General features: G+C 71.8%; 20 protein-coding genes. 1 reads left to right on the top strand and 19 read right to left on the bottom strand.

The window, feature by feature from the left end; all coding sequences use genetic code 11:
- Window positions 1–47 precede the first annotated feature (47 nt).
- The 16 genes from whiG to OG361_RS28465 form a co-directional block, all read right to left on the bottom strand.
- The gene (gene whiG, locus OG361_RS28540) at window positions 48–884 is read right to left on the bottom strand and encodes an RNA polymerase sigma factor WhiG (protein WP_405857993.1); all 837 of its coding nucleotides are present in this window, start codon (window positions 882–884) and stop codon (window positions 48–50) included.
- Between the two features lie 239 nt (window positions 885–1,123).
- Window positions 1,124–2,284, bottom strand: a complete 1,161-nt coding sequence (dprA, locus tag OG361_RS28535) for a DNA-processing protein DprA (RefSeq protein ID WP_405857991.1) — start codon at window positions 2,282–2,284, stop codon at window positions 1,124–1,126.
- Window positions 2,281–3,894: a YifB family Mg chelatase-like AAA ATPase gene (locus tag OG361_RS28530; RefSeq protein ID WP_405857989.1), complete on the bottom strand. Its 1,614-nt coding sequence runs from the start codon at window positions 3,892–3,894 to the stop codon at window positions 2,281–2,283. The genes dprA and OG361_RS28530 overlap by 4 nt, the downstream gene beginning before the upstream one ends.
- Window positions 3,894–4,259 (bottom strand): YraN family protein, encoded by a 366-nt coding sequence (locus tag OG361_RS28525; RefSeq protein WP_405857987.1) that lies wholly within the window; start codon window positions 4,257–4,259, stop codon window positions 3,894–3,896. Before OG361_RS28525 ends, OG361_RS28530 begins: the two co-directional genes overlap by 1 nt.
- Before the next feature lie 132 nt (window positions 4,260–4,391).
- A complete protein-coding gene (locus tag OG361_RS28520; protein ID WP_005311352.1) occupies window positions 4,392–4,700 on the bottom strand; it encodes a DUF2469 domain-containing protein in 309 nt (102 codons plus the stop codon).
- A gap of 55 nt (window positions 4,701–4,755) precedes the next feature.
- A complete protein-coding gene (locus tag OG361_RS28515) occupies window positions 4,756–5,313 on the bottom strand; it encodes an NUDIX hydrolase (protein WP_405857985.1) in 558 nt (185 codons plus the stop codon).
- Window positions 5,310–6,122: a signal peptidase I gene (gene lepB / locus OG361_RS28510; protein ID WP_405857983.1), complete on the bottom strand. Its 813-nt coding sequence runs from the start codon at window positions 6,120–6,122 to the stop codon at window positions 5,310–5,312. The genes OG361_RS28515 and lepB (OG361_RS28510) overlap by 4 nt, the downstream gene beginning before the upstream one ends.
- A 53-nt stretch (window positions 6,123–6,175) precedes the next feature.
- Window positions 6,176–7,081: a signal peptidase I gene (lepB, locus tag OG361_RS28505; protein WP_405862485.1), complete on the bottom strand. Its 906-nt coding sequence runs from the start codon at window positions 7,079–7,081 to the stop codon at window positions 6,176–6,178.
- Between the two features lie 10 nt (window positions 7,082–7,091).
- Window positions 7,092–8,030, bottom strand: coding sequence for a signal peptidase I (gene lepB, locus OG361_RS28500; RefSeq protein WP_405857981.1), 939 nt, complete (start codon window positions 8,028–8,030; stop codon window positions 7,092–7,094).
- Entirely contained in the window at window positions 8,023–8,778 is a 756-nt protein-coding gene (gene lepB / locus OG361_RS28495; protein ID WP_405857979.1) for a signal peptidase I, read from the bottom strand. The genes lepB (OG361_RS28500) and lepB (OG361_RS28495) overlap by 8 nt, the downstream gene beginning before the upstream one ends.
- A 69-nt stretch (window positions 8,779–8,847) precedes the next feature.
- Complete coding sequence (gene rplS, locus OG361_RS28490) at window positions 8,848–9,198, bottom strand: 50S ribosomal protein L19 (protein ID WP_384568672.1); 351 nt, start codon at window positions 9,196–9,198, stop codon at window positions 8,848–8,850.
- A 127-nt stretch (window positions 9,199–9,325) separates the two neighbouring features.
- Window positions 9,326–10,147, bottom strand: a complete 822-nt coding sequence (trmD, locus tag OG361_RS28485; protein ID WP_405857977.1) for a tRNA (guanosine(37)-N1)-methyltransferase TrmD — start codon at window positions 10,145–10,147, stop codon at window positions 9,326–9,328.
- On the bottom strand, window positions 10,144–10,737 hold the full coding sequence (gene rimM, locus OG361_RS28480; protein ID WP_405857975.1) for a ribosome maturation factor RimM: 594 nt from the start codon (window positions 10,735–10,737) through the stop codon (window positions 10,144–10,146). The genes trmD and rimM overlap by 4 nt, the downstream gene beginning before the upstream one ends.
- Before the next feature lie 118 nt (window positions 10,738–10,855).
- Entirely contained in the window at window positions 10,856–11,095 is a 240-nt protein-coding gene (locus tag OG361_RS28475) for an RNA-binding protein (RefSeq protein WP_005311361.1), read from the bottom strand.
- A gap of 2 nt (window positions 11,096–11,097) precedes the next feature.
- Window positions 11,098–11,541: a 30S ribosomal protein S16 gene (rpsP, locus tag OG361_RS28470; protein ID WP_030690646.1), complete on the bottom strand. Its 444-nt coding sequence runs from the start codon at window positions 11,539–11,541 to the stop codon at window positions 11,098–11,100.
- 214 nt (window positions 11,542–11,755) lie between these two features.
- Entirely contained in the window at window positions 11,756–12,349 is a 594-nt protein-coding gene (locus tag OG361_RS28465; RefSeq protein ID WP_405857973.1) for a hypothetical protein, read from the bottom strand.
- Between the two features lie 421 nt (window positions 12,350–12,770).
- Here OG361_RS28465 and OG361_RS28460 point away from each other — a divergent pair, with 421 nt between their 5' ends.
- Window positions 12,771–13,502, top strand: coding sequence for a methyltransferase domain-containing protein (locus OG361_RS28460; protein WP_405857971.1), 732 nt, complete (start codon window positions 12,771–12,773; stop codon window positions 13,500–13,502).
- 19 nt (window positions 13,503–13,521) lie between these two features.
- Here the strand turns inward: OG361_RS28460 and ftsH are convergent, their stop codons facing one another.
- From ftsH to OG361_RS28445, 3 genes are all read right to left on the bottom strand, one after another.
- Window positions 13,522–15,447, bottom strand: a complete 1,926-nt coding sequence (ftsH, locus tag OG361_RS28455; RefSeq protein ID WP_405857969.1) for an ATP-dependent zinc metalloprotease FtsH — start codon at window positions 15,445–15,447, stop codon at window positions 13,522–13,524.
- Window positions 15,448–15,589: 142 nt separating this feature from the next.
- The gene (gene ffh, locus OG361_RS28450; protein WP_384573708.1) at window positions 15,590–17,143 is read right to left on the bottom strand and encodes a signal recognition particle protein; all 1,554 of its coding nucleotides are present in this window, start codon (window positions 17,141–17,143) and stop codon (window positions 15,590–15,592) included.
- Window positions 17,144–17,287: 144 nt separating this feature from the next.
- Window positions 17,288–19,753: a [protein-PII] uridylyltransferase gene (locus OG361_RS28445; RefSeq protein ID WP_405857968.1), complete on the bottom strand. Its 2,466-nt coding sequence runs from the start codon at window positions 19,751–19,753 to the stop codon at window positions 17,288–17,290.
- Between the last annotated feature and the right edge of the window lie 16 nt (window positions 19,754–19,769).

The raw sequence follows: 19,769 nt of genomic DNA, 5'->3' as shown, positions 1-19,769 counted from the left end.
GCTCGAATCCTGGGCACGGCTCCACTGTACGACCGCCCCCGGGCGGGTCAGCGTCCGACGTCGGCCAGCTTGGCACGGAGCTGGAGGACGGACTTGGTGTGGATCTGGCTGACGCGGCTCTCGGTGACGCCGAGGACCTGGCCGATCTCGGCCAGGGTGAGCCCCTCGTAGTAGTAGAGCGTGACGACGGTCTTCTCCCGCTCGGGGAGGGTGTTGATCGCACGCGCGAGCAGCCTGCGGAGCTCTCGGTCCTCGGCGACCTCGACGGGGTTGTCCGCCGCCGTGTCCTCCAGGGTGTCCATCAGGGAGAGCCGGTCGCCGCCCTCTCCGCCGACGTGCAGCAGCTCTTCGAGGGCGACCACGTTCGCCAGGGACAACTGGCTGAAAACCGAGTGCAGGTCCTCCAGCGTGACGCCCATCTCGGCGGCGACCTCGCTCTCGGAGGGGGTGCGCCGGAGCTGGGCTTCGAGGGTCGCGTAGGCGCGTTCGACGTTGCGCGCCTTCTGGCGGACGGAGCGCGGGATCCAGTCCAGGGCGCGGAGTTCGTCGATCATGGCGCCGCGGATGCGGGTGATGGCGTACGTCTCGAATTTGATGGCGCGCTCGACGTCGAACTTCTCGATGGCGTCGATGAGGCCGAAGACCCCGGAGGAGACGAAGTCGGCCTGTTCCACGTTGGGCGGCAGCCCCACGCTGACACGTCCGGCGACGTACTTGACGAGCGGCGAGTAGTGCAGGATCAGCTGTTCCCGCAGCCGCTCGTCGCCCGTGTCCTTGTAGGACCGCCACAGCTCGTCGAGCGAGGTCGGTGCGGGTGGTCGCACGGCGCCCCGGGCGGCTGGGGGCACCGCAGCGCGGTCAGACCCGGAGGTGTGCTGGGGCATGCGTTGCCTTGAGCCGTTCTGCTGTCGGGTGTGTCGGTGGGAGTGTCCTGTGGGGAATCCTGGTGAGCGTAGCGTGAGTGCGCTGTTGCGGTGCGCGAACATCTGCGGATCGCGCCGGTGCGGGTGGACGTCGTCGGCCACATCTTCGAACCCGGGCCGTGGCGCGTGTCGGCCCCTCGGATCCGGCCGAGAGAACTCGGTTGCTCATCGGCTTCACCCTGTCACCCGAATGCTCCAGGTCAAGTATCGCCTCGCCGCGCGTTCGACCCCCTTGTAGCTGTGTTCGTCAACTGCCAGCCCTCTCCGTGCCGTTCGACGAAGCCGAGGGAGTGGAGTTCGTACAGCTTGGCGAGGGTGTCGTCGGGGGTGGTTCCGGCTCGGCGGGCGATGGCGGTCGTGGGGGTGGGGCCGCGGGCGGGGACGGCTTCGAGGATGTGTGCGGTGGTGGGGGCGAGCAGGTCTCTGGGGAGGACGGGGCCGCGCCGGGCGGGGGCGAGTTCGCCCATGTCGCCGACGAGTTCGATGATCTCCTCGGCGTCGGTGACGAGGGTGGCGTCGCCGCGGAGGAGTTCGTGGACGCCGGCGGAGAGTGCGCTGGTGACGGGGCCGGGGACGCCCATGGTGTGGCGGCCGAGGCGGGCGGCGGCCCGGGCGGTGACGAGGGAGCCGCTGCGGTGCTGGGCCTCGACGACGACGGTGCCGCGGGTGAGGGCGGCGATGACCCGGTTCCGGAGGATGAAGCGGCTGGGGGTGGGGTGGCTGTCGGGTGGCAGTTCCCCGATGACGAGTCCTTGTTCGGCGATGCGGCCGATGAGTTGGCCGTGGCCGCGGGGGTACGGGGTGTCGACGCCGCAGGCGAGGACGGCGGCGGTGGCTCCGCCGGCGGCGAGGGCGCCTCGGTGGGCGGCGCCGTCGATGCCGTAGGCGGCTCCGGAGATGACGACCCAGCCGTGTCGGGCGAGGCCGGTGGCGAGGTCGGCGGCGGTGTGGGCGCCGTACGGGGTGCAGGCGCGGGCTCCGACGAGGGCGACGGAGCGCAGGGCCCAGGTGCGCAGGTCGGCGGGGCCCCGGATCCAGAGGCCGAGGGGGCGGGCGTCGCCGAGGTCGTCGAGTTGACGGGGCCATTCGGTGTCGCCGGGGATGAGGAAGCGGCCGCCGAGGTGGTGGACGGTGTCGAGGTCGCGGGTGGGTTCGGCGGTGGTGGCGCGGCGGCGCCAGCTGTCGACGCGTGGGGTTCCGGTGCCGGGGAAGGGGTCGTGGCCGGGGTGGAGGAGCCGGTCGAGGAAGCCGGTGGCTCCGTATCGGCGGAGCCAGCGGCCGGCGTGTTCGTCGCCGGGTTCGACGGTTCGGGTGAGGGTGGCGCGGGCGATTCGCTCGTCCGGGTCGTGGTGGTCGGTCATGTGCGCTCCCCCGCTCCGACGGGTACGCCGCGGGCGATGCCGGTGCGCATTTCGAGGGCGAGGGCGATGTCCTGGCTGTCGGGCCGGTCGTGTCCGGCGAGGTCGGCGACGGTCCAGGCGACGCGGAGGACGCGGTCGAGGCCGCGGGCGGTGAGGAGTCCGCGTTCGATGTCGCGTTCGGCGGTGGCGAGGGCGCCGGGTGCGGCGAGGTGGCGGGTACGGAGTTCGTGTCCGGGGATCTCGCTGTTGACGGTCCAGGGGGTGTCGGCGAGGCGTGCGGCGGCGCGGGCTCTGGCTTCGTGGACGCGGTCGGCGACGGTGGCAGTGGTTTCGCCTCGTCCGCCCTGGCCGAGGAGGTCGGCGCGGGTGACGGGTTCGACTTCGACGCGGAGGTCGACGCGGTCGAGGAGGGGTCCGGAGAGGCGTGCCTGGTAGCGGCGGACGAGTGAGGCGGGGCATTCGCAGCCGGCGCCCTGGAGGGTGTGCCGTCCGCAGGGGCAGGGGTTGGCGGCGAGGGCGAGGAGGAAGCGGGCGGGGAGGCGGACGACGCCGGCGGCGCGGGCGATGACGACGTGTCCGGATTCGAGGGGCTGGCGGAGGGCGTCGAGGACTTTGCCGGAGAACTCGGGGGCTTCGTCGAGGAAGAGGATTCCGCGGTGCGCCAGGGAGACGGCGCCGGGCCTGGGGAGGCCGTTGCCGCCGCCGACGAGGGACTGCATGGTGGCGGAGTGGTGGGGTGCGCAGTAGGGGGCGCGGCGGACGAGGGGTTCGCCGGGCGGGAGGATGCCGGCGACGGAGTGGACGGCGGTGACTTCGAGGGATTCCTGTCGGGTGAGGGGCGGGAGGATGCCGGGGAGTCGTTCGGCGAGCATGGTCTTGCCGGCGCCGGGCGGTCCGGAGAGCAGGAGGTGGTGGCTGCCTGCGGCGGCGATCTCCAGGGCTCGGCGGGCCCGGTGTTGGCCGGCGACGTCGGCGAGGTCGGGTCCTTCGGTGGGGCCGGTGGTGAGTCCGGTGCCGATGCCGGCGCCGGGGACGAGGAGTCCGGCGAGCATGGCGTCGGGTCGGCCTTCCTCGGTGGGTTCCTCGTCGGGGACGGGTTCGTCGGTGAGGACGGCGATGAGTTGGCGGAGGGTGCGGACGCCGAGGACGGAGACGCCGGGGACGAGGGATGCTTCGCCGGCGGTCTGTTCGGGGACGACGACCTGGTGGTAGCCGGCGTCGGCGGCGGCGAGGACGGCGGGCAGGACTCCTCGGACGGGTCGGACGCGGCCGTCGAGTCCGAGTTCGCCGATGAGGACGAGGTCGGCGATGGTGCGGGGGTCGATGCGTTCGGCGGCGCCGAGTACGGCGGCGGCGACGGCCAGGTCGAAGCCGCTGCCGCTCTTGGGGACGGATGCCGGGCTGAGTCCGACGGTGAGTTTCTTCTGGGGCCATTCGGCGCCGGAGTTGACGACGGCGGCGCGGACGCGGTCGCGGCTCTCGCTGAGGCTCTTGTCGGGGAGGCCGACGAGGGTGAAGGCGGCGACGCCTGGTTCGAGGTCGGCCTGGACTTCGACGACGACGCCTTCGACGCCGACGAGGGCGACGGAGCAGGTGCGGGCGAATCCCATCAGGCCACCCCCTGGGCGTGGGTGAGGACGGGGGCGCCCTTGTGGGGCAGGACGATGCCGATGAGGTCGATGCGGACGCCGCCGGCGGGGGCCGGGGTGCCGCTGTGGTCGAGCCAGCAGTCGGCGAGGCGGCGGAGCCGTTCGGCCTTGGTCGGGGTGACGGCGGCCATCGGGTGTTCGTAGGTGCCGTGGCGTCGGGTCTTGACCTCGCAGATGACGAGGGTGTCGCCGTCGCGGGCGACGATGTCGATCTCTCCGGTGCGGCCGCAGCGCCAGTTGCGGGCGAGGATGCGCATGCCGGTCGCGGTGAGCCGGCGGGCGGCCAGTTCTTCGCCGTACCGTCCGAGGGCTTGGGTCCTGTTCATGGGGTACCACCTCCGTCACCGACTGTGACGGGGTGAGGCGGACCGTGTGCGGCGCTGTGGACGGCTGGAGGCCTGTGGAGAACTCGCTCACCCCTGGGGGTGGTTCGCTCCCCCTTGGCGGCGGCTCCGGTGTCAGCTGCCGGGGAGTTCGAGGTCGCTCTTGTTGAGTTCCTCGATGTTCACGTCCTTGAAGGTCAGGACGCGGACCTGCTTGACGAACCTGGCGGGCCTGTACATGTCCCAGACCCAGGCGTCGGCCATGCTGACCTCGAAGAAGACTTCGCCCTGGACCGAGTGCACCTGCATCTCGTAGTCGTTGGTGAGGTAGAAGCGCCGCTCGGTCTCGATCACGTATTTGAACAGCCCGACGACGTCGCGGTACTCCCGGTAGAGCTTCAGCTCCATCTCGGTCTCGTACTTCTCGAGGTCCTCGGCGCTCATGGCATGTTCCCCTTCAGCCGTGCGTCCACCTATTGTGCGCCAGCCGTGCGCGCCCCTAAACGATTTCCGGGGCGAGAACCACCGGTGCACTCGGAGGTCCCTCGTCGAGCAGCGTGCGCAGCAGCTCGGCGAGTCTGGTCGGGTACACCGTCTCACGGGCCGCCGACAGTTCGGCGGAGGTCCACCATCTGAGGCCCGCGAGGCTGCGGGTCTCCAGCTCCGTGAGGGCCTGGGGCCGGGGTTCGGTGCCGGTTCGGCGGACGCGGGCGAGGTAGTACCACTCGTCCTGGTCCCAGCGGCGTCCGTCGAAGGGGAAGGAGCAGTACCGCTGCCAGAGCACGGGTCCGAGTTCGGCGTCGGTGATGCCGGTCTCCTCGGCGAGTTCGCGCAGGGCGGCCTCCGCCCGGGTCTCGTCGCCCTCCAGCCCTCCGCCGGGGGTGAACCACCAGGTGTCGGCGGGGTCGTCCGGTTCGTATCCGTGCATGAGCAGGATGCGGTCGTCGGGATCGAGGAGGACGACTCTGGCGACCTGTCGCGGTGTGGGATCCGGTTCCGTCGGCGGTGCGGGATCCGGTTCCGTGAGAGAGGCCCGGTCCGGGGCGGGATCTGTCATGTGCCCACCTTCTCCCGTCCCCCGGGGCGTCCTCCGGGACGTTCCCCGGATCGTCCCCCGGCTCGCGCTCCGGTTCCCGTCCCGGCCGGTCGCCGGGTCAGGAGGCGCGCCACCGGCCCGCACGCGGCTCCCGCCAGGATCAGTACACACCCGGCCACGATCGCCGTGAAGAGGGCCGTGAAGGGCCCGGGCCGGGAGATGCCGCCGGGGAGGGCGGCGAAGCCCGTCGCGGGCTCCAGGAGGCCGTTGGCGGGCCAGGCGACGGCGTCGACCCTGCCGATGACCGTGGAGCGGGGCACGGAGCCCTGTCCGGCCTCGTCGAGGTGGCTGCGGGAGTCGAGCGAGGTGTGGCGGTCGTCGCCGAGGAGGAAGAGGTTTCCTTCGGGGACGGTCGCGGAGAAGTCCTGGCCGGAGGCGACGATGCGGCCGCCGATGCCGGGGCGGAGGTAGGGCTCGTGGACGGCCTTGCCGTTGACGGTGAGCCGGCCGTCGGCGTCGCAGCAGGCGATTGTGTCGCCGCCGACGGCGACGACGCGCTTGACCATCGGGGAGCCGCCCCACAGGGGGTCGGTGAAGACGACGATGTCGCCGCGTCGTACTTCGTCGCCGTCGATGCGTTCGGCGAGGACGCGGGAGCCGACGGCGATCGTCGGGGTCATGGAGTCGGTGGGGACGGTGTACGGCTGGTAGAGCACGGCTCCCCAGATGAATCCGCCGAGGAAGAGCGCGGAGCCGAGGGCCACGGCCAGCCCCGACAGCATGCTGCCGAGGCGGCCGCGGCCGCCCTTGACTCGTGTGTTTCCGCTCATGCGCACCCCAGAGGTCTGTCGACGGTCCGGGACGGCAATCTACCCGCGGGTCACTACTCGGCGGTATGCCCTGCCGTGTGCTTCTTCCGGCGCCAGAGCACCAGCGGGAGGGCTCCGGCGAGTCCGGCCGCGCCGAGGGGTGCGGCGGCCACGGCCTGGTTGAGGCCGGGCTGGTCGAAGACGTCGGGTACGGGGAGGGTGGCCCAGCGGGTGACGGGCCAGGCGATGACGACGGCACGGCCCACGACCTGGTCGTTGGCGACGGTGCCACCGCCGGGGAGCTGCTGGTGGAAGCGGGAGTCCAGCGAGTTCTGGCGGTTGTCGCCCATGACCCAGATGCGGCCCTCGGGGACCTTGATCGGGCCGAAGGAGTCCTGGCAGGGGACGGAGCCCGGGGCGAGGTACGAGGTCTCGTCCAGGGCCTTGCCGTTGAGGACGACCTTGCCGCCCTCCTTGCAGGAGACGGTGTCGCCGCCGACGGCGATGACCCGCTTGATGAGGTCCTTCTCCTCTGCGGACGGCATGAGGCCGATGAAGCTGAGGAACTTCTGGACGACGTTCGGCTCGGGGGTCTCCTGGCCCTCCAGCCAGCCGCCCGGGTCGTGGAAGACGACGACCTCGCCGCGCTCCGGCTCGGAGCCGAACCACGGGGTGAGCTTGTCGACGAGGACCCGGTCACCGCGCTGCAGGGTGTTCATCATCGATTCCGAGGGGATCGAGAACGCCTGCACCAGGAAGGTCTTGATCAGCAGCGCGAGCACCAGGGCGATGCCGATGAGGAGGGGCAGTTCCTTCCAGAAGGAACGCGGTTTCTTCGGGCCCTTCCCCGGCTTGCCCGCCTCCTCGTCGTCGTGCGCCAGTTCGTCACCCGTCACGTCGTCACCCGTCACGTCGTCACCGATGGCCTCGTCGGCCCTCTTCTCGGGCTCATCGTGTCCGGATCGTGCGCCGACGGCCAAATCCCCCACATCAACTCCTCACTCCGTGCGATCGCCTGCCCCGGAACAGGGACAGGCCCACCACTCCCATAACGAGCAGAAGTTCCGCAGGGGTCGGGAGCCCGGGCAATCCGTTCAGATTCCGCTGGGACACACTATGCGACAGACCGAGCGCGGGCTCGGAACCCGCAAGCCCGTCCGGTACGGCGGCGAAGGTCTCGCGCTCCTCCAGGCGCCGCCAGTGTCCGACGGGCCAGGCGATCACGACCGCGCGCCCCACGACCTGCTCCTCGGAGACGGTTCCGCGGTCCTTCTCGTCGAGGTGGAAGCGGGAGTCGGCCGAGTCGGACCGGTGGTCGCCGAGGACGAAGATCCGGCCCTCCGGGACCTGCACCTCGAAGGGGATGGTGGAGGGCTTGTTCCCCGGGTGCAGGTACGGCTCGTCCAGGGGTACGCCGTTGACGGTGAGGCGGCCGTCCTCGCCGCAGCAGCGGACGGTGTCGCCGCCGACGGCGACGACCCGCTTGATGAGGTCGCGGTCGTCGGCCGAGGGCAGCAGTCCGATGAAGGTCAGGGCCTGCTTGACCTGCTTGACGCCGATGGGGTCCTCGGCGGCCGGCGCGGCGTCCTGCTGGAGCCAGTTGCCGGGGTCCTTGAAGACGACGACGTCGCCGCGCTGCGGGCGGGAGCCGAACCAGGGGGTGAGTTTGTCGACGAGGACCCGGTCCTCGATGCGGATCGTCTGCTCCATGGAGCCGGAGGGGATGACGAACGCCTGGACGAGGAAGGTCTTGAGGACGAGCGCGATGAGGACGGCGACGGTGATCAGGACCGGGATCTCCCGGATCGCGGAGCGCTGACGGCGCCGCTTGACCTTGCGGGCGAGTCTGCGCCGCTCGGCCCGGCCGGGCAGGGGTGCGGTGCCGGGTCCGTCGGCGGGCGCGCCGGACGGGCGGCCGCGGCTACCCATGGGGGCCCGTGACGTGTCCGTCGGCCGGTGGCGCCGGTACGGCGTCGAAGGCGGCCGTGCCGGGGGCGACGGTGGACCAGCGGTCGGAGGGCCAGACGATCCAGTCGGCGCGCCCGACGACCTTGTCGACGGGGACCATGCCGCCGCCGGGGTTGCCCAGGTGGTCGCGGGAGTCGCTGGACTGGCTGCGGTGGTCGCCCATGACCCAGAGCTTGTCCGGGGGGACGACGATGTCGAAGGGGACGCTGGACGGCCGGTCGCCGAGCATCACGTACTGCTCCTGGACGGGGACGCCGTTGACGGTGAGGCGGCCGTCCTTGTCGCAGCAGACCACCCGGTCGCCTCCGATGCCGACGACCCGTTTCACGAAGTCGGTCTCGTCGGGTTCGGCGAGTCCGAGGGCGGCTCCGGCGTCGTGCAGGAGTCCGGTGACCGGATTGCCGTCGAGGTCCTCGCGTACGAAGGAGCCGGTGCCGTCGAAGACGACGACGTCACCCCGGCCCGGCTCGCTGCCGAAACGGTATGCCAGCTTGTTGACGAGGATCCGGTCGCCGACCTGGAGCCCCGGCTCCATCGAGCTGCTGGGGATCAGGAACGGCTGTGCCACGAAGTGGCTCAGGAGCAGCAGGAAGAGGACGCAGGCGACGCCCGTGATTCCCGTGCGCCGCCAGGAAACGCGCGCGGAGCGCGACCCCGCCTCCGTGTCGGTGGAGGGGTCGCGCTCCGTGTGCTGTGCTTCGGTGTCCATCGGGGACAGAGCCTATCCGGCCCGTCTGTGCGAGGACCCGCAAGCTTCGCGTGAGCGGTGAGCCGGGGCTCAGCGGTCGCGCTTCTCCTTGATCTTGGCAGCCTTGCCGCGCAGCTCACGCAGGTAGTAGAGCTTGGCGCGACGGACGTCACCGCGGGAGACGAGCTCGATCTTCTCGAAGATCGGGCTGTTCACCGGGAAGGTGCGCTCGACGCCGACGGAGAACGAGACCTTGCGGACCGTGAAGGTCTCGCTGACGCCCGAGCCCTGGCGGCGGATGACGACGCCCTTGAACTGCTGGATACGGGAGCGGTTGCCTTCGATGACGCGCACGTGGACGTTGACCGTGTCGCCGGGGCGGAAGGCGGGGAGGTCGGAGCGGAGCGAACCCGCGTTGACCTGGTCGAGCAGGGAGGCCATGGAGGTCTCTTTCCTCGCTGATGCCACAGGTCATCAGCGGTACGTTCGGATGTCTGGGATGCCGTTCGTCCCTGGCGGGCGTCGTTCCCCCTGTGGCAGGGGCGCGCGCCGGGCGGACGGCAGCGGCCTATTCTTCCACGTCGTCGAGCCTGCGCCAAAATCGGCCGCCGGGCTCGGGGGCCCACCCCATCATGGAGAGGATCTCGCGGTCCTTCTTGTCGAAGGCGGTCGGATCGCAGCGCTCGATGAGGTCGGGCCGGTTGGCGACGGTGCGCCGGAAGGCCTCGTCCCGGCGCCAGCGGGCGATCTTGCCGTGGTGCCCGCTGAGCAGGACGTCGGGGATGCCCCGGCCGCGCCACTCGGGGGGCTTGGTGTAGACGGGCCCCTCCAGGAGGTTGGCCATGGCGCCGGGGGCGAAGGAGTCGTCGCGGTGGGACTCGGCGTTGCCGAGGACGCCGGGCAGGAGGCGGGCGACGGCCTCGGTGACGACGAGGACGGCCGCCTCGCCGCCGGCGAGGACGTAGTCGCCGATGGAGACCTCGTAGACGGGCATGCGGGTGGCGTACTCGTCCATGACGCGGCGGTCGATGCCCTCGTAGCGGGCCGGGGTGAAGATCAGCCAGGGCCGCTCGGAGAGCTCGACGGCGAGTTCCTGGGTGAAGGGCCGGCCGCTGGGGGTCGGTACGACGATGACCGGGCCGTGGGCGCCGGCCTCGTAGCCGTCGGCGAGCGTCTGGTCGAGCGCGTCGCCCCAGGGCTCGGTCTTCATGACCATGCCGGGGCCGCCGCCGTACGGGGTGTCGTCGACCGTGTTGTGCCGGTCGTAGGTCCAGTCGCGCAGGTGGTGGACGTGGACGTCGAGCTGGCCTCGCGCGCGTGCCTTGCCCACGAGGGAGACGTTCAGCGGTTCGAGGTACTCGGGGAAGATCGTGACGACGTCGAGCCTCATGCCTCCTCCTCCCCGGACTTCTCCCCGGACTCCTCGCCGGACTCCTCGCCGGATTCCTCGCGGGAGGAGACGATCTCGGCGCGGTCGTCGATCAGACCGGGCGGCGGGTCGATGACGGCCCGCTGCTCCTCCAGGTCGATCTCGGTGACGATCTCCGAGACGAAGGGGATCATCAGCTCGGTGCCGTCGGGGCGCTCGACGATGAAGAGGTCCTGGGACGGCAGGTGGGAGATCTCGGTGATGCGGCCGATCTCGGTGCCGTCGGCGAGGACGACGTCGAGGTCCATGAGCTGGTGGTCGTAGTACTCGTCCTCCTCCTCCGGCATCTCCTCGGGGTCGACCTCGGCGATGAGGAGGATGTTGCGCAGGGCCTCGGCTCCGGTGCGGTCGCGGACGCCCTCGAAGCGCAGCAACAGCTTCCCGCTGTGGACCCGGCCGGTCTCGATGGTCAGCGGCCCGGCGGAGGCCGGGTCGGTGAGCAGTACGGCTCCGGGGCCGAGCCTGAGCTCGGGCTCGTCCGTCCGCACCTCGACGGTGACCTCGCCCTTGATGCCGTGGGCGCGGCCGATCCGCGCGACTACCAACTGCACTGCTCCACACTCTCCTGTCACACAGCTCGTACGACACAAACGACAACGGGCCGGGGTGGGCTCGTAAGCCCTCCCCGGCCCGTGCCGGCACATCATTCAACCGATGTGGCCGACTTGTTCAGCGGACCTGGTCCACGTCGACGAGGTCGACTCGGATCCCACGGCCGCCGATGGCGCCCACGACGGTACGCAGCGCACGCGCGGTGCGGCCGTTGCGGCCGATCACCTTGCCGAGGTCGTCGGGGTGCACCCGGACCTCCAGCACGCGGCCACGGCGCAGGTTGCGCGAGGCGACCTGCACATCGTCGGGGTTGTCGACGATGCCCTTCACGAGGTGCTCGAGAGCCTCCTCGAGCATGCTCAGGCCTCGGTCGACTCGGTCGACGCGGCCTCGGCCTCGTCAGCCTTCTTGTCGGCCTTCTTGGCCTTCGGGGTGATGGCCTCACCCTTGTCGTCGCCGCCCTCGAGGGTCTTCGCGAACTCGTCGAACGACGCGCGCTTCGCCTCCTTGGTGGCGGGGACGAGCAGCGCCTTCTCGGGGGCCGGGAGGCCCTTGGCCTTCTGCCAGTCGCCCGTGAGCTTCAGGATGGCGAGGACCGGCTCGGTCGGCTGGGCGCCGACGGACAGCCAGTACTGCGCACGCTCGGAGTCGACCTCGATACGCGACGGGTTGTACGTCGGGTGGTAGAGGCCGATCTCCTCGATCGCGCGACCGTCCCGGCGGGTGCGGGAGTCGGCGACGACGATGCGGTAGTGGGGCTGGCGGATCTTACCGAGGCGCTTGAGCTTGATCTTGACTGCCACTGGAGTGGTGTCTCCTGGTCTTGACGTGGTTGGGCACTTGAGATGCCACGTGGGGTTGCGGTACTCGTATGCCCGATGGACGCGTCAGCCGGAGGAGAGAGGGGTCCTATGCGACTGTCGAGTACAGCTAGCCATTGTGCCACACGCCGAGGGGGTGCCTCGTCGGTCAGGCCGGCCGCTCGCCCGGCCTGACCGACGAGGCACCCCCTGAGCGTCAGCCGGCGGCGCCCACCGTCTCCGGGATGCGGAAGGGCTTGCCGCAGCCGCCGCAGACGATCGGGGCCTGGGCCAGCACGGAGGGCACGACGCGGACGTTCCGCCCGCAGTCGCAGACGGCCTTGACGCGGACGCCGCCGCCGGAGGAACCGTGCCGGGCGGCCGGGCCCCGGAAGGAGCGCTTGGTGTCGGTCGCCGTGGCGACCATGTGGGCCTTGAGGGCCCGCTGGAGCCGCTCGATGGTCGGCCGGTAGCGCCGCCGCGCCTCCGGGTTGAGCGTGACCAGGGAGAAGCCGCTGCTGGCGTGTGGCTCCTCGGGGTGGTCGAGCCCCATCTCCTCGGCGATCGCGAGGAATCTGCGGTTGTGATAGCGGCCTGCGCGGGAGGTGTCGCGGACCCCCCGGGCGGCGGCGATGCCGTGGACTGCCTCGTGGAGCAGTCGCTCGAAGGAGAGCTCGGCGCCGCAGGCGGACGAGGACTCTCCGATCAGGGACTCGGGCGCGGCAAGATCGGGCAGCTCGGGGTGGTGCCGCTGAATGTCGGCCCACGCCTGTGCCAGCTCTGCGGCGAGAACAGGTGGTGTCGTGCTCACGTCGTGTACAACGAGCCGAAGTGCCCCCGGGTTCCATTCCGGGGCATCCCAAATATTTTGCACTTACCCGTCAGTTGCCGTTGATGCGTCCTGACGAGGGCCAGTGCGCTGATCTGCGGAGAAGGCGCGCAGGGGGCGTCAAGCTGGTGCGTAGTGGCGCATACGCCCTGGCGCATATCCGTGGTGCGCACGCCCCCGGAAGGGGTTCCCGACGCGTCCCGGGACGGCCCGGGAGGGGGGTGCGAAGCGTTGCGGAGACATGAGGGAAGCGTTGCGGGGACATTACCGGGTCCGCGTGCGGGGGCACGCACCGCCCCTCCCCCGGGCGAATCGGTGCGGCGCGAGCACTGGACGCGGCCGGGGATGCGCAGTTCCCTGACTACGGGGGGCTGTCGTCCAGGCACGGATTGGGGCTCTTTCCATGACACCTACGCTCGTCCCGCACCACCCCGCGCGTGACTGGGCCGAGATCCAGGAACGCATGCTCGTCCCGCTCTACGAGGCGGTGTACGACCGCGTCGGTGTGGGGGCGCGGTCCCGGTTGCTCGGCCTCGGCTCGGGCTCCGGCCTGGCGCTGCTGATGGCGGCGGCGCGGGGTGCGCGGGTGGCCGGTGTGGACCGGGACCACGCGCGCGTGGAGCTGGCCAGGGAACGTCTTCCGGAGGACGTGGTGGTCACGGAGGGCGTGCCGGAGGGCGGCGGCCCATACGACGTGATCACGGCGTTCCACGCGACGGACGGGCTCCTGCCGGAGCTCGCGGCGCTCACCCGTTCGGCGCAGTCGGGCGCGACGGTCGTTCTCGCGGGGTGGGGGCCGCCGGAGCGGTGCGCGACGGAGCCGGTGCTGCGGGTCGTCGCGGCGCGTCTCGCGGACCGGGCGCCGTCGCCTCGTGTCGATCTGGACGGTCTGGTGGCCGGGGCGGGGCTCCGGCCCGCGGGGTCGGGGCGGGTGGCGTGCCCGTTCGGGTACGCGGACGCGTCGAGCGCCGTGCGCGGCCTGCTGTCGACGGGGGCGTTCGACGAGGCGGTGCGGGCGAGCGATCCCTCGCAGGTGGAGAAGGAGATCGAGGAGGCGCTCGCCCCGTACGTCCGCGCGGACGGGACGGTGTGGATGCCGAACGTCTTCCGGTACGTGCTCGCCCGGGTGCAGTAGGGCCCGTGGGCACCCGTGGTCAGGCGTCCTCGCGGCCCGGGCGGGTGATGCCCGCCGCGCTGTAGGCCGCGGCCTCCTCCAGGGTCTCGTTCGCGAGGAGGGCGGCGGCCAGGGCGTCCAGTTGGGGGCGGTGCTCGCGGAGCTGTCGTACCGCGCTCTCGTAGCACTCGTCGACGATGCGGCGCATCTCGGCGTCGACGGTGTCGAGGGTGGCGGGGGCGGCGGAGAGGCCGTAGGCCTGCTGGGCGTCGCTGGGGATGGCGGTGAGGCGGCCGACGCGCTCGCTCATGCCCCAGCGGCCGGCCATTCCCCGGGCGATGGAGGTGACCTGCTCCAGGTCGCTCTCGGAACCGGTCGTGACGACGCCGAAGACGACCTTCTCGGCCGCCATGCCGCCGAGGGCGCCGATGATCCGGCCGCGCAGGTACTCCTCGGTGTAGGCGTACTTGTCGACGTCGGGGGTGGAGAGGGTGACGCCGAGGGCCCGGCCGCGCGGCACGATGGTGATCTTGCGGACCGGGTCGGCGCCGGGCTGGAGCATGCCGAGCAGGGCGTGGCCGCTCTCGTGGTAGGCGGTGCGGCGCCGCTCCTCCTCCGGCATGACCAGCGGCCGTTCGGCGCCGAGCTGGACCTTCTCCAGGGCGTCGGAGAGGTCGGACTGGGTGACGGCCCGCTGGTCGCGCTTGACCGCGAGGAGGGCGGCCTCGTTGGCGAGGTTGGCGAGTTCGGCGCCGGTCATGCCCGGGGTCGTGCGGGCCACGTGCTCCAGGTCGACGTCCTTGGCGAGCGGGATCTCCCGGGTGTGGATCTTCAGGATGGCCTCGCGCCCGCCCCGGTCCGGCGGGTTGACGTGGACGATCCGGTCGAAGCGGCCGGGCCGGGTGAGGGCGTGGTCGAGGACGTCGGCGCGGTTGGTGGCGGCGAGGACGATGACGCCCTCGGAGCCGGTGAAGCCGTCCATCTCGGTGAGGATCTGGTTGAGGGTCTGCTCGCGCTCGTCGTGACCGCCCATGCCGGAGCCGCCGCCGCGGGCGCGGCCGATGGTGTCGATCTCGTCGATGAAGATGATCGCGGGGGCGACCTTGCGGGCCTCGGCGAAGAGCTCCCGCACCCGGGAGGCGCCGACGCCGACGATCATCTCGATGAACTCGGAGGCGGAGGCGGAGAAGAAGGGCACTCCGGCCTCGCCCGCGACCGCCCGGGCCAGCAGGGTCTTGCCGGTGCCGGGTGGGCCGGCGAGGAGCACGCCGCGCGGCATCCTGGCGCCCATCTCGCGGTAGGCGGCGGGGTTCTTCAGGAAGTCGACGACGTCGTTGAGCTCGCTCTCGACCTCGTCGATGCCGGCGACGTCCGCGAAGGTGGTGCGTTTGCCGCCCTCCAGCTCGACGGGCTTGGGCGGGGTCTTCCGGCCGAGCATGCCGCCGCCCATGCCGCCCATGCCCGAGCGCATCCGGCGGGCGATGAACACCCACAGCAGGACGAGCAGCAGCATCGGGGCGAGCGAGATGAGGAGGTTGGCGAGGAAGCTGCGTTCCCGGACGACGGGTTCGGCGGTGACGGTGACGTTCTGCTTGGTCAGCTGCGCCCACAGGTCGTCGTCGGCGAAGGCGGGCCGCTGAGTGGTGAACTTGGTGTAGTCGCCCTTGCCGTCGGGGACGGGCCGCTCCTCCTTCAGCTGTCCCTGGATCGCGTCGCCCTTGGAGTAGATCTTGGTGACGTTGCCGGCGGCGACCTGCTTGCTGAACTCGGTGTACGAGACGTTCGGCCCGTCGCCCTCGTTGAAGAACGACAGGACGACGTTGGCGAGCAGGTACACGGCGAGCGCGGTGAGGATGAGTCCGCCCCAGCCGCCCGGCATCTTCCTCTTGGCCGGCGGGGGCGGCGGGGCCCCTTCCGAGCGCCAGGGCTGATCGGTCCGGTCGCGCGGGGGTACGGGGTTGGCCACGTGACTCTCCTCGGGGCGGCAGTGGCCCCAGTATCGAAGAGCGGGAGAAACCCGGCATCGCGGGCGATCCCCCGGAGTGAAGAGGCGCGAAAAGGGGCCCGGGGCGGTTTCACACCGCTCCGGGCCCCTCGTACGGCTTCGCTCAGCCCATGAACTTCTTGAACTCGTCCGGGAGCTCGAAGTCCTTCGGGCTCTGGCCCGCCGCCGGGAGACCGAAGGCGCCGCCCTGCTGCGCCTGCTCGCGGCGCTCGGCCTCGGCCTGCTCCTCGGCCTTCCGCTTCATCGGGTTGCCGCTCTTGCGCTTGCCCTTGGCCTGCTTGACCTGCTTCTTCTGCCGGCCGGGGCCGCCGCCCATGCCCGGCATGCCCGGCATCCCCGGCAGGCCGCCGCCCTGCGCCATGCGGGACATCATCTTGCGGGCCTCGAAGAACCGCTCGACCAGGCCCTTCACCGCGCTGACCTCGACGCCGGAGCCCTTGGCGATACGGGCGCGGCGGGAGCCGTTGATGATGGTCGGGTCGTGGCGCTCGCCCGGGGTCATCGACTTGATGATGGCGGCCGTGCGGTCGACGTCCCGCTCGTCGATGTTGGCGATCTGCTCCTTCATCTGGCCCATGCCCGGCAGCATGCCGAGCAGCTTCGAGATGGAGCCCATCTTGCGGACCTGCTCCATCTGGGCGAGGAAGTCGTCCAGGGTGAAGTCCTGGCCCTTCTTCGACGCGAGCTTCGAGGCCATCTTGGCGGCCTCGTCCTCGTCGAAGGTCTGCTGGGCCTTCTCGATGAGGGAGAGCATGTCGCCCATGCCGAGGATGCGCGACGCCATGCGGTCCGGGTGGAACGCGTCGAAGTCGTCGAGCTTCTCGCCGTTGGAGGCGAACATGATCTGCTTGCCGGTGACGTGCGCGATGGAGAGCGCGGCACCACCACGGGCGTCGCCGTCGAGCTTGGAGAGCACGACGCCGTCGAAGCCGACGCCGTCGCGGAAGGCCTCGGCGGTGTTGACCGCGTCCTGACCGATCATCGCGTCGACGACGAAGAGGATCTCGTCGGGCGAGACCGCGTCGCGGATGTCCGCGGCCTGCTGCATCAGCTCCTGGTCGATGCCGAGGCGGCCGGCGGTGTCGACGACGACCACGTCGTACATCTTGGTCCGCGCGTACTCGATCGAGTCCTTCGCGACCTGGACCGGGTCACCGACGCCGTTGCCCGGCTGCGGGCCGTAGAAGGCCACGCCCGCGCGGTCGGCGACGACGGAGAGCTGGTTGACGGCGTTGGGGCGCTGGAGGTCGCAGGCGACGAGCAGCGGGGAGTGGCCCTGGCTCTTGAGCCAGACGCCGAGCTTTCCGGCGAGGGTCGTCTTACCGGCACCCTGGAGACCGGCGAGCATGATCACGGTCGGGGCGGTCTTCGCGAACCGCAGGCGCCGGGTCTCGCCGCCGAGGATGGCGATGAGCTCCTCGTTGACGATCTTGATGACCTGCTGGGCGGGGTTCAGGGCCTGCGAGACCTCGATCCCGAGGGCGCGCTCCTTGACCTGCTTGATGAAGGACCGGACGACCGGCAGGGCGACATCCGCTTCGAGCAGCGCGATACGGATCTCGCGCGCGGTGGCGTCGATGTCCGCCTCGGACAGACGGCCCTTGCCGCGGAGGTTCTTGAAGGTCGCTGCAAGGCGGTCGGAGAGGGTATCGAACACGGCGGTCGCGGATCCTCAGGTGTCGGGGGCGGTCGGACTGCCCTCCAGGGTATCGGGCCGCTCGGAGGATGTGCCCCCGCCCACCGGATCCGGTGGGCGGGGGCGGGTCGTGGGGCGGGTCGTGCGGCGGGGCGGTTCCGGGGTTCAGCGCAGCGCCGACTCCAGTGCCCGGGCCAGGTCCACCGCCTCCTCGTCGGGGAGCAGGGAGCCGTCGGGGCGGGTCACGTACAGGGTGTCGACGGCGTTCGCGCCCAGGGTGGAGACGTGGGCGCTGCGGACGCGGACCGCGGCGCCCTCCAGGGCGCGGCCGATGCGGTGGAGGAGGCCGGGGGCGTCCTGGGCGCGGACCTCGATGACGGTGGCGAGGCGGGAGTCGGCCGCGGCGACGGTGACGCGGGGCGGCGGGGCGGTGAGGCCGCGCCTGCGGGGGTAGGCCGCTTCGCGTTCGGCGAGGCGGGCGGGGATGTCGAGGGAGCCGTCGAGGGCGCGGACGAGGTCGGCGCGGAGCCGGGTGGCCTCGGGCAGGGAGCCGTACTCGGCGGCGACGCGCCAGTCGAGTACGAGGACCGCGCCGGAGCCGAGGCCGGTGGGGAGTTCGACGGCGCGGAGGTCGGCGGCCCGAACGGTGAGCCGGTGGAGGGCGAGGACGCCGGCGACGGCGGGGAGGACGCCGGGCTGGTCGGGCAGGGCGATGACGAGTTCCACGCCGATGGGTTCGGGGGTGTCGTCGTCGGGGGCTTCGGGGTCGACGGCCGCTTCGGTACGGGTGTGGAGGGCGAGGACGGGTTCGCCGGTGCGCAGGGCCTCGATGGCGAGGCGTTCCTGTTCGGCGCTGGGCGCGGCGGCCTCGGGGTCGGGGAGGGTTTCGCCCGCGAGGACGCCGGCGACCCGTTTGACCAGGTCGGCGACGAGCGAGGCGCGCCAGGAGGACCAGGCGGCGGGGCCGGTGGCGAGGGCGTCGGCCTCGGTGAGGGCGTGGATCAGTTCCAGGGTGCCGAGGGTGCCGACGGCGGCGGCGACGGACTGGACGGTGGCGGGGTCGTCGAGGTCGCGGCGGGTGGCGGTCTCGACGAGGAGCAGGTGGTGGCGGACGGCGGTGGCGATGACGCCGGTGTCGGTGCGGTCGAAGCCGATGCGGGTGGCGAGGTCGCGGGCGATGGTCTCGCCGGCGACGGAGTGGTCGCCGGGCCAGCCCTTGCCGATGTCGTGGAGGAGGGCGGCGACGAGGAGGAGGTCGGGGCGGCCGACGCGGCGGGTGAGGGAGGCGGCGCGTACGGCGGTCTCGACGAGGTGGCGGTCGACGGTCCAGGTGTGGACGGGGTTGCGCTGGGGGCGGCACCGCACCCGCTCCCAGTCGGGGAGCAGGCGGGTGATCAGCCCTTCGGCCTCCAGTGCCTCCCAGACGGGCACGGTCGCCTCGCCCGCGCCGAGGAGGGTGACGAGTTCCTCGCGGGCCTCGGCGGGCCACGGCACGGGCAGGGGTTTGGCGGCGGCCGCGAGGCGGCGTACGGCGTGCAGGGAGATCGGCAGGCCGGACTGGGCGGCGGCCGCGGCGGCCCTCAGGGGGAGGACGGGGTCGCGTTCGGGTTTGGCGGTGCGGGCGAGGACGACCTCGCCGTCCATCTCGACGACGCCCTCGGCGAGGGGGGTGCGTTCGACGGGCGGTTTCGCGGCGCCGGGCCTAGCGCTGAGGAGGGACCGCAGCCGGGGTCGGGCGGAGCGTGACTTGAGGACGCGGTTGACCTCGCGCCAGGTGACGTCGGTGGCGTACGAGATGATCCGCGCGGCCTCGTACACCTCGCGGAGCAGGGTGTCGGCGTCGAGGAGGCCGAGTTCCCGCGCGACCGCGTCCTGTTCCTGGAGGGCGAGCCGGTCGGTGGCCCGGCCGGTCGAGAGGTGCAGGGCGTCACGGGCGTCGAGGAGGCGGCGGCGGGCCGCGTCGAGGCCTTCGCGGGGGGCGTCGGCCAGCCAGGAGGCGGCGACGGCGCGGAGGGCCTGGGCGTCGCGGAGTCCGCCCCTGGCCTCCTTGAGGTCGGGTTCGAGGAGGAACTGGAGCTCCCCCATGCGTTCGGCCCGGTCACGGCAGAGTTCGTCGAGTTCGGGGAGGCGCTTGGGTGCCTGGTTGCGCCAGTCGGCGAGGACGGTGGTGCGGAGGGCGGCGACGAGGCCGGCGTCTCCGGCGACGTGCCGGGCGTCGAGGAGGCCGAGCTGGACCTTGAGGTCCTCGCCGGCGGTGGTGCGGGCCTCGGCGGGGGTGCGGACGGAGTGGTCGAGGGCCATGCCGAGGTCCCAGACGGGGTACCAGATGCGGTCGGCGAGGGCGGCGACGGCCGCCTGGTCGGCGCTGCCGTCGTGGAGCAGGAGGAGGTCGAGGTCGCTGCGGGGGGAGAGTTCGGCGCGCCCGTAGCCGCCGACGGCGACGAGGGCGGTCCCGCGGGGCGGGGCGGCGGCGGCGAAGAGGCCGGCCAGCCAGTCGTCGGTGAGCCGGGCCAGGGCGTTACGGCGCGGCGGCCCGGACCGCTCCTTCTCATGGAGAAGGAGCAGCCGGGCCGCCGCGTAACCGCCGGGTCCCGAATCTTCGGTCTGTGTACTCGCTTCGAGGCTCGTCACCCGGCGGCTCCTTCGT

The sequence above is a fragment of the Streptomyces sp. NBC_00090 genome, assembly GCF_045160815.1.
In the GTDB taxonomy this organism is placed as follows: domain Bacteria; phylum Actinomycetota; class Actinomycetes; order Streptomycetales; family Streptomycetaceae; genus Streptomyces.
Note: the sequence above shows the minus strand (reverse complement) of the source record. Positions and strands in the feature narration are given on the sequence as shown.

Excerpts from the sequence above, each read along its gene's own strand:
- whiG (WP_405857993.1), bottom strand. The coding sequence starts at position 884 with ATGCCCCAGCACACCTCCGGGTCTGACCGCGCTGCGGTGCCCCCAGCC.
- dprA (WP_405857991.1), bottom strand. The coding sequence starts at position 2,284 with ATGACCGACCACCACGACCCGGACGAGCGAATCGCCCGCGCCACCCTC.
- OG361_RS28530 (WP_405857989.1), bottom strand. The coding sequence starts at position 3,894 with ATGGGATTCGCCCGCACCTGCTCCGTCGCCCTCGTCGGCGTCGAAGGC.
- OG361_RS28525 (WP_405857987.1), bottom strand. The coding sequence starts at position 4,259 with ATGAACAGGACCCAAGCCCTCGGACGGTACGGCGAAGAACTGGCCGCC.
- OG361_RS28520 (WP_005311352.1), bottom strand. The coding sequence starts at position 4,700 with ATGAGCGCCGAGGACCTCGAGAAGTACGAGACCGAGATGGAGCTGAAG.
- OG361_RS28515 (WP_405857985.1), bottom strand. The coding sequence starts at position 5,313 with ATGACAGATCCCGCCCCGGACCGGGCCTCTCTCACGGAACCGGATCCC.
- lepB (WP_405857983.1), bottom strand. The coding sequence starts at position 6,122 with ATGAGCGGAAACACACGAGTCAAGGGCGGCCGCGGCCGCCTCGGCAGC.
- lepB (WP_405857981.1), bottom strand. The coding sequence starts at position 8,030 with ATGGGTAGCCGCGGCCGCCCGTCCGGCGCGCCCGCCGACGGACCCGGC.
- lepB (WP_405857979.1), bottom strand. The coding sequence starts at position 8,778 with ATGGACACCGAAGCACAGCACACGGAGCGCGACCCCTCCACCGACACG.
- rplS (WP_384568672.1), bottom strand. The coding sequence starts at position 9,198 with ATGGCCTCCCTGCTCGACCAGGTCAACGCGGGTTCGCTCCGCTCCGAC.
- trmD (WP_405857977.1), bottom strand. The coding sequence starts at position 10,147 with ATGAGGCTCGACGTCGTCACGATCTTCCCCGAGTACCTCGAACCGCTG.
- OG361_RS28475 (WP_005311361.1), bottom strand. The coding sequence starts at position 11,095 with ATGCTCGAGGAGGCTCTCGAGCACCTCGTGAAGGGCATCGTCGACAAC.
- OG361_RS28460 (WP_405857971.1), top strand. The coding sequence starts at position 12,771 with ATGACACCTACGCTCGTCCCGCACCACCCCGCGCGTGACTGGGCCGAG.